Origin of the sequence: Actinomadura rifamycini DSM 43936, from assembly GCF_000425065.1 — a bacterium.
Classification (GTDB): Bacteria; Actinomycetota; Actinomycetes; order Streptosporangiales; family Streptosporangiaceae; genus Spirillospora; species Spirillospora rifamycini.
The window spans coordinates 183,206-191,805 of record NZ_AULB01000017.1 but is presented as its reverse complement, the minus strand read 5'-3'; the positions used below and the strand labels follow the sequence as shown (position 1 = coordinate 191,805).

The 8,600-nt window shown below is 72.8% G+C and carries 7 protein-coding genes; all 7 read right to left on the bottom strand.

The genetic code is table 11. The annotated features are described in order from the left end of the window. Nucleotides 1-1,122, bottom strand: a 1,122-nt coding sequence (locus H505_RS42615) for a serine/threonine-protein kinase (protein WP_211238494.1), incomplete at its 3' end; no start/stop codon positions are given. 275 nt (nt 1,123-1,397) lie between these two features. Next, nucleotides 1,398-1,907 (bottom strand): MarR family winged helix-turn-helix transcriptional regulator, encoded by a 510-nt coding sequence (locus H505_RS42610; RefSeq protein WP_233617852.1) that lies wholly within the window; start codon nt 1,905-1,907, stop codon nt 1,398-1,400. A gap of 269 nt (nt 1,908-2,176) precedes the next feature. Beyond that, nucleotides 2,177-3,745, bottom strand: a complete 1,569-nt coding sequence (locus H505_RS0117940; protein ID WP_026403101.1) for an acyl-CoA synthetase — start codon at nt 3,743-3,745, stop codon at nt 2,177-2,179. A gap of 61 nt (nt 3,746-3,806) precedes the next feature. Further along, nucleotides 3,807-4,964, bottom strand: a complete 1,158-nt coding sequence (locus tag H505_RS0117935; protein WP_026403100.1) for a thiolase domain-containing protein — start codon at nt 4,962-4,964, stop codon at nt 3,807-3,809. Next, nucleotides 4,964-5,998 (bottom strand): thiolase domain-containing protein, encoded by a 1,035-nt coding sequence (locus H505_RS0117930; protein ID WP_026403099.1) that lies wholly within the window; start codon nt 5,996-5,998, stop codon nt 4,964-4,966. Before H505_RS0117930 ends, H505_RS0117935 begins: the two co-directional genes overlap by 1 nt. Further along, entirely contained in the window at nt 5,998-6,927 is a 930-nt protein-coding gene (locus H505_RS0117925; protein WP_026403098.1) for a Zn-ribbon domain-containing OB-fold protein, read from the bottom strand. Before H505_RS0117925 ends, H505_RS0117930 begins: the two co-directional genes overlap by 1 nt. Next, nucleotides 6,917-8,476, bottom strand: coding sequence for an acyl-CoA synthetase (locus H505_RS0117920; protein ID WP_026403097.1), 1,560 nt, complete (start codon nt 8,474-8,476; stop codon nt 6,917-6,919). Before H505_RS0117920 ends, H505_RS0117925 begins: the two co-directional genes overlap by 11 nt. Between the last annotated feature and the right edge of the window lie 124 nt (nt 8,477-8,600).

Genomic DNA, 8,600 nt, shown 5'->3' with positions numbered 1-8,600 from the left:
CCCGACGGCGAGCACGGCGCCCGCCGCGCCGCCCGCCGCCGGCCCGGACGCCTGCCCGGACGTCCGCCCCGCGCCGGGCGTCCCGCCCGCGGGGTCGTCGGAGTCGAGCAGGACGCGCGCGCCGAGTGCGGCGCCCAGGACGACCGCGACCGTCGCGGCGACGGCCGCGATGACGGCGGCGCGCGAGCGCAGGCCGGGCCCGCCGCGCAGCGTCGCCGCGCGTTCGGGCGGGACGAGGCCGGTCGCGACGGCGTCGGCGACGTCGGACGGGACCGGTGCGGGGGCGCCGACGATCCGCCGGTAGTCGGGGTCGTCGGCGAGCGCCCCGTAGGGCGCCGTCCGGTGGAGCAGCTCCTCCAGCGGGACGCGGTCGGCCGGGTCCTTGCGCGCGCACAGTCCGACGAGCTCGGCGACGCGGGGGTCCGCGCCGTCGAGGTCGATGTCGCCGCCGAGGGTGCGGTGGATGATCGCCTCGATGCGGCCGCCGCCGAACGGCGGGCGCCCGGTGGCGGCGTAGGCGATGGTCCCGGCGAGGGAGAACACGTCGGAGGCGGGCACCGGCTCCTGCTCGCGGACGACCTCCGGCGCGACGTAGCCGGGGGTGCCGTTCCACGCGCCGGTCCGGGTGATCTGCGTCTGGTCCTCGCCGCGGGCGATGCCGAAGTCGATGAGGCGCGGGCCGTCCGGGGCGAGGATCACGTTGCCGGGCTTGAGGTCGCGGTGCTGGACGCCCTGCCGGTGGATCTCCAGGAGCCCGTGCGCGAGGGCGGCGAGCAGCCGCAGGCACGTGTCGGGCGGCAGCGGCCCGGACCGGGCCACGGCCTGCCGCAGCGTCGGGCCCGGGACGTACTCGGTCGCGAGCCAGTACGGCGGCGCGTCGAGCCCGGCACCGACCATCGAGGCGGCGAACCGGCTGCGGACGCGCTCGACGGTCGCGACCTCGCGGCGGAAGCGGGCGAGGGCCTCCGGCCCGTCGAAGTCCTCGCGGATGACCTTGAGGGCGACGTGCCGTCCGCCGTCGGTCAGTCCCAGGTACACCTGGCCCATGCCGCCCGCGCCGATGCGGGCGAGCAGGGGGTACCCGCCGATGGCGGCGGGGTCCTCGGGTCGTAGCGGCTCCACGGTCAGCGGCCGTCCGGTCGTGCGTTCATGCCGCGCATGATCTCACTTCCGGCGATCACGCGACCACACGGACTCAAGGGACGGGCAGTGGCGTATCGGACGGCTCTCGGGCGACTCAGCGGGCCTTGCGGGCGACGTGCAGGGCCCAGCCGATCAGGGGCGCCTGGAAGGGCAGGCGGCCGTAGGCGGCGGCGCGCAGCGGCAGCGCCCGGTGCCGCCGGTCGCGGGCTGTCTTGATGCCGGAACACCCCGCGCGGCCCCGCGCGGGGTGCGGTTCAGGGCATGCGGCGGATCTCGTCGATGACGGCGGGCATCGCGGCGTTGGTGCCGCCGAACCAGTCGAGGAGGAACGCGACCTGCTCGTCCGTGCAGCCGGCGAGCCGCTCGCGGAACTGCCGGGTGACCGGGTCGAAGTACCGTCCGGCGCGCTCGGCGGCGCCGGGGACCAGCTCGACGATGACGCGGCGCCGGTCGTCGGGGTCGCGGGTGCGGCGGACGTGGCCGGACTTCTCCAGCCGGTCGATGACGGCGGTGATGGCGCCGCCGGTCGTGATGCCCATCAGCTTCGCAAGGGCGCCGGGCGTCTGCGGGCCGTCGAGGGCGAGCGCGTTCACGCACTGCGCATCCGTGACGTTCATCCCCGACTTGGCCGCCGTCGCGTGGTGCAGCAGGACGGTGTACATGGTGGCGCGCCGGAGCTCCGCCGCGAGCTCCGCCGCCCGCCCGGCCGCCGGCGTCCCGCGCGTCGGCCCGCCGGCCCCGCGCCCGCGCTCGGGGGTCGCCACGACCCACCTCCGTCTTCTCGAAAATAGAGCGTTCGGAGAGTGTAGCGGTCGGTGCCGACACGGCTGCGGCACGGGCACGGACGCGGATACGGCACGGACGCGGACGCGGGTCCGTCGCGGCGTGTGGGTCAGGTCATGGTCGCGGGCGCCGGAACCAGTATCCGGGCGCCCCTATCATGGTTTTTGTTAGGCCCGCTAACAGTGGGTCCAGGCATGGCCCCGAACCCCACAAAGGCTCGGGGCCGACCCGTACCGGGGCCCGGACCGCCTCAGCGGGCCTCCTCCGCGATCTGCTTCGCCCAGCGGTAGTCCGCCTTCCCCGCGGGCGAGCGCTTCATCTCCTTCACGAACGCGTACGTGCGCGGCACCTTGTAGCCCGACAGCTCGCGGCGGCAGTGCGCGTCCAGCTCCTCGGGAGCGGGCGCGTCGCCGGACGGCTGCACCACGGCCGCGACGCGGCTGCCCCAGCGCTCGTCCGGGATGCCCGTGACGACCGCGTCGTACACGGCCGGGTGGCCCTTCAGGACGGCCTCGACCTCCTCCGGGAACACCTTCTCGCCGCCGGTGTTGATGGCCTGCGACCCGCGCCCGAACACGGCGATGGAGCCGTCCTCCTCGACCGTCGCCATGTCCCCGGTGAGCAGCCAGCGGCGGCCGTCCACGACGGGGAACGTCTTCGCGGTCTTCTCCGGGTCGTTGTAGTAGCCGTGCGCGATGTACCCGCTGCGCGCGACCTGCCCGATGACGCCCGACCCGGGACGGACGGGGCGGAGCGCGTCGTCGAGGACGGTCACGTTCTCCACGTCCGGCGCGAACCGGAGCCCCTTCTCCGGGGACGACCCCGCCACCGCCTCGGCCGTCGACCCCGATTCGGTCGACCCGAAACGGTCCAGGATCATGCGGTCCGGCAGCAGCTCCGCGATCCGGTCCCGCACGCTCCCGGTGAGGATCGCCCCCGTCGACACGAACGCGAACAGGGACGACGTGTCGTACCCGCCGCGGGCCAGCTCGTCCGCCATCGGGATCGCCATCGCGTCCCCGGTGACGGTCAGCGAGTTGACCTTCTCCCGCTCGATCGTCCGCCACACCTCGGCCGCGTCGAACTTGCGCGTGTAGACGAGCGTCGCGCCCATGAACCACGCGATCCAGGTGGCCATCTGCGCGGCGCCGTGCATGAGCGGCGCGATCGGCATCATCACCATCGGGCCGCCGTTGCGGGCCAGCTCCACGACGTCCTCCGGCCGCTCGGGGCGCGGGAACGTCGGGTTCCAGAACGCGAACAGCATCTGCTCGGTGGACCACATGACGCCCTTGGGCATCCCGGTGGTGCCGCCCGTGTAGACGATGTAGGTGTCGTCGGGCGAGCGCGGCGCGAACCCGCGCCCGCCGTCGGCGTCCCGCAGCGCGTCCTCGTACCGGACGGCGCCGCCGATCGCCGGCGCCCCGCCCACGGCGATGAGGTGCCGCAGCTTCGGGACCTCGGGGACGACCGCCGCGACCCGCTCCTCGAACTCCACGTCGTACAGCAGCGCGACGCTGTCGGAGTCCTGGTAGATGTAGCGGAGCTCGCCCTCGACGTACCGGTAGTTGACGTTGATCGGCACCGCGCGGATCTTCAGCGCAGCCAGCAGCGCCGCCGCGTACTCGACGCCGTTGTAGAGCTGGACGGCGACGTGCTGCCCGGGCCCGACCCCGGCCGCCGCCAGGTGGTGCGCGAGCCGGTTGGCGTGCTCGTCCAGCTCGGCGTAGGTGAGCCGCCGGTCGCCGCACACCAGCGCGGTCCGGTCCCCGATCGCGTCCGCGACTCCCTCGAACAGGTCGGCGTGGTTGTACTCCATCGGTCACCCTCCGAAGGGGGTTGAGGTGGGGGAGATGGAAGGTTCGCGTCGCGGCGTCGCGCTACGGCTTCTCGCTGCCGACGATCCACATCGCGTAGAACTGGGCGCCGCCGCCGTAGGCGTGCCCGAGGGCGCGGCGGGCGCCCTCCACCTGGTGCTCGCCGGCCCGGTCGCTGACCTGCATCGCCGCCTCGGCGAAGCGGATCATCCCGGACGCGCCGATCGGGTTGGACGACAGCACGCCGCCGGACGGGTTCCAGGGGATGTCGCCGCCGAAGGCCGTCGCGCCCGACTCGGTGACCTTCCAGCCCTCGCCGTCGCCGCAGAACCCCAGGTTCTCCAGCCACATCGGCTCGTACCAGGAGAACGGGACGTACACCTCGGCGCAGTCGAGCTCGCGGCGCGGGTCGGCGATCCCGGCCTGCGCGTACACGTCGGCGGCGCAGTCCTTGCCGGCCTGCGGGCTGACGTTGTCGCGGCCCGCGAACGCCATCGGCTCCGAGCGCATCGCCGCCGCCTGCACCCACGCGGGCTTGCCGGGCGCCTTCTTCGCGGCGTCCTCGGACGCGAGCACCATCGCGCACGCGCCGTCCGACGACGGGCACGTGTCGAGGTAGCGGATCGGCTCCCACAGCATCGGCGTCGACTCGACCATCTCGCGGGAGATGCCGGGGATCTTCAGGTGCGCGTACGGGTTGCGCAGCGCGTTCTCCCGGTCCTTGACGGCGACGAGGTGCCCGATGTGCTCGGGCGCGCCGGTCCGGCGGATGTACGCGCGGATGTGCGGGGCGAAGTAGCCGCCCGCGCCCACCACCAGCGACGTCGTGAACGGCGAGTTCACCGTCAGCGCCCACGTCGCGTTCGACTCCGACTGCTTCTCCCACGCCAGCGTGAGCACCCGGTCGTGGACGCCGCTGCGGACGAGGTTCGCCGCGACGATCGCGGTGGACCCGCCGACCGACCCGGCCGTGTGCACCCGGATCAGCGGCTTGCCCGCGGCGCCCAGCGCGTCCGCGAGGAACAGCTCCGGCATCACGACGCCCTCGAACAGGTCGGGGGCCTTGCCGACGACGATCGCGTCGATGTCCCGCCAGGTCAGCCCCGCGTCGTCGAGCGCCCGCCGCGCCGCCTCGCGCAGCAGCCCCGCCATCGACACGTCCAGCCGCCTGGTCTTGTACTGCGTCTGCCCGACGCCGATGACCGCACAGGAGTTGGCCATTACTTCTCTCCCGACATCACGCACACGAGGTTCTGCTGCAGGCAGGGACCGGACGACGCGTGCCCGAGCGTCCGCGACGCCGTCCCGTCGTGGATCCGGGCCGCGGCCTCGCCGATCCGGATGAGGCCCGCCGCCATCAGCGGGTTCGCCGCGAGGGCCCCGCCGGACGGGTTGACGGCGACGCCGTCGCCGAGGCCGAGGGCCTCGCGCAGGATCAGCTCCTCGTGGCTGAACTGGGCGTGCAGCTCCGCGACGTCGACGCCCGCCGCGCCCGCCTTCTCCCCGGCGATCCGCGTCGACTCCGAGCGGGTCAGGTCGCGGGCGCCCGGCGAGTGCGGCTCGACGCGGTGGTCGAACCCGGTGATCCACGCGGGCCGCTCGCACAGCTCGCGCGCCCGGTCCCCGGCCGCGAGGACGATCGCCGCGGCGCCGTCCGTCAGCGGCGCGACGTCGTGCTCGCGCAGCGGCGCGACGTCGTAGCCGGCGCCGTCCGCGGGGTCGGGCAGGTCGAGGGCGAACGGGTTGCCGCGCCCGGCCGCGCGGGACCGCGCGGCCACCGCGCGCAGGTCGTCCTCCTTGGTGCCGGACCTCTCCATGTACGCGCGGGCCTGCATCGCGGCGAGCGACACGTGGTCGACGCCGAGCGGCGCCAGGTAGTACGGGTCGTGCTGCTGCGTGAAGATCGCGCGGATGTCGTTCTGGGTCGACTTGCCGAACCCGTACACCAGGGCCGTGTCGGTCTCGCCGGTCTGGAGCTTCACCCACGCCTCGTACAGCGCCCACGCGCCGTCCATCTCGACGTGGCTCTCGGAGATCGGCGGCCACGCGCCGACCGTGTCCAGCGCCGACACGAACGCGAACGGGGCGCCCTGGAGGTAGTCGCAGGACCCCGAGCAGGTGAACCCGAACCGGTTCAGCCCGGTCCGCTCCTTGATCTCGCCGATCACCGGGGCGAGGATCTCGGTCTCCAGCAGCCCCTGGTCCGCGCCGCTGTGCTCGCTCTGCGTGAAGGCGACGACGGCTACTTCTCGCATCAGAGGTAGTCCTTGATCTCGTCGAAGGGGACGTCCGGCTCGTCGATGGGCGCGAACCACTTGATGTTGTTCACGCTCGCGTCCCACTCCTCGCGGGGCCGCCACTCGGCCTTGACGCGCATGCCCATCCGGACCTGGTCGGCCGGGATGCCCGCGACCAGCGTCAGCATCGGGACGCCCGCGCCGTCCAGCAGGACGTACCCGGACACGAACGGCACCTCGGGCGCCCGCGGGTCGGGGATGTTGTTGACCGCGAACGTGGTCAGCGTGCCGACGTCCGGCAGCTCGACCTCCTCGGGCATCGGCACGCCGTCGCGCGGGCACGTCTCCTTCATCGGGACGATGACCGCCTCGCACACCGGGCACCGGTTGCCGAGGACGCGGCCCTCGGACATGCCCTCCAGGTACCGGCGCAGCGCCCGCCCGCCGCTCAGCCGGTACTCCAGCTTCGCCTGCGGGTTGATCATCGTGACTTCCGGCAGGAAGCACTCGATGTCGCCGATGGCGCCGGTGCGCTCCGCCCGCCACTTCGGCCGCACCCGCATCCCCGTCTTCAGGAACTTCGGCGGCTCCGCGCCCGCGTCGAACACGCCGACGTCCAGCGCGTGGACGAGCGCGGTGTCGGCGCCGTCCGGGCGGATCAGCGCCCACGCGAACGGACGGTCGAACGGGTGCTCCTTCGCCGGGTGCGGCACCCACGACCACGTGGTCACGGTGCCGGCGGGGCCGACCTCGACGAACTCGTCCGTGACGTCGTCGCCGGTGTCGGGGTCGTACTCGGCCGGCGGCACGAGCACGCGGCCCCCGCCCGTCCGGACGCCGACCAGCCGGCCGTCCCGCAGCTCGCTCAGGAACCGGCCGATGACCGGGCCGACCGAGCGGGTGTAGCCGCCGGGGAACTCGACGACGTGGTTCACGTCAGATGGCACTCTCACGGTCCTTCCAGTACGGGTCCCTGAGCTTGCGCTTGAGCAGCTTGCCGTTCGGCTCGCGCGGCATCGTCTCGATGAAGTCGATCGTCTTCGGCCACTTCATCCGCGCGAGCCGGCCCTCCAGGGACGCGAGGATCTCGGCCGCGAGGTCCGGGCCCGGCTCGACGCCCGCGGCGGGCTCCACGACCGCCTTGATCTGCTCGCCCCACTCGTCGTCGGGAATGCCGAACACGGCGACGTCCGCGACCTTGGGGTGCAGGGTGATCTCGTTCTCGATCTCGGCGGGGTAGATGTTCGCGCCGCCCGAGATGATCATGTCGGACTTGCGGTCGGACAGGAACAGGAAGCCGTCCTCGGTGAGGTAGCCGATGTCTCCGACGGTGAAGAAGTCCTTGAGCCGGTCCTTCTCCGTCTTCGCCTTGTCGCCCTTGTACTCGAAGTCCGCACCGGCCATCTTCATGTAGATCGTGCCGTGCGTCCCCGCCGGGACGGGTTCGCCGTCATCGTCCACGATGAGCAGTTCGCTGATCGGCCACGCGTTCCCGACCGTCCCGGGGTGCGCCCGCCAGTCCTCGGGGCTCGCGATCGTCCCGCCGCCCTCGGTCGCCGCGTAGTACTCCCAGATGCAGTCGCCCCACCACTCGAGCATCCGCTGCTTGATCGGCACCGGGCACGGCGCGGCCGCGTGGATCGCCCACTTCATCGACGACACGTCGTACCGGTTCCGGACGTCCTCGGGGAGCGCCAGCAGCCGCTTGAAGTGCGTCGGCACCATGTGGGTGTTCGTGACGCGGTGCTCCTGGATGACCCGCAGGCAGTCCTCGGCGTCCCACTTGTCGGTGTAGACGAGCGTGTGCCCCATGTGCAGGGCCGTCCCGCCGAACTGGGTCACGGCCGTGTGGTAGTTCGGCGACGTGATCAGGTGCGCCTGCGGCTCGCCGCCCGCCGGCCGCCCCGGCGGGATGCCGAACAGGCCCAGCAGGAACGTCAGCAACTCCGCGCTGTCGTCCGGGTCGATCCCCATCAGCGCGCGCTTCACGCCCTTGGGCCGTCCGGTCGTCCCGGACGTGTAGTGCATCGTCGCGCCGTTGGTGCGGTCGTCCGGCAGCGTGTCCGGCCTGCCGTCGACGAGCTCCTCGTACGGCCGGAACCCCTCGACGTCGCCGAACGCGAACCGCCGGTGCGCCTCGATGGACTCGCCCGCCCGCGCGCCTTCCTGCGCGTACCGCTCGTGGACGAAGAACGCCTTCGCTTCGCTGTCCTCGACGATGTAACCGATCTCCGGACCGGTCAGGTGCCAGTTGATCGGGGTGTAGTACCAGCCCGCCTGCAGCGCCGCGAGGTACAGCACCACTCCCTCGACGCCGTTCGGCACGAGCCCGCAGATCCCGTCGCCCGCCTTCAGGCCGAGACCGCGAAGCCCGTGGACGAGCCGGTTCGAGCGCGCGAGCAGGTCGCCCGCGGTGTACCGCGTCCCGTCCGGATCGACGGCGGCCACCCATTCGGGGTCGGCCTGCGCCAACCGCCAAAAGCCCAACGCTCCCATCGGGTCTCCCTCCGTGAGCACGGGTGAGCGCCGTCACACTCCGGCGCCCGACTGCCAAAGTAGATCACGTTCTCGTTTTGCAGAGCAAGACCTACCGGCCGGGGAGGACTCTTACTAGAATCTG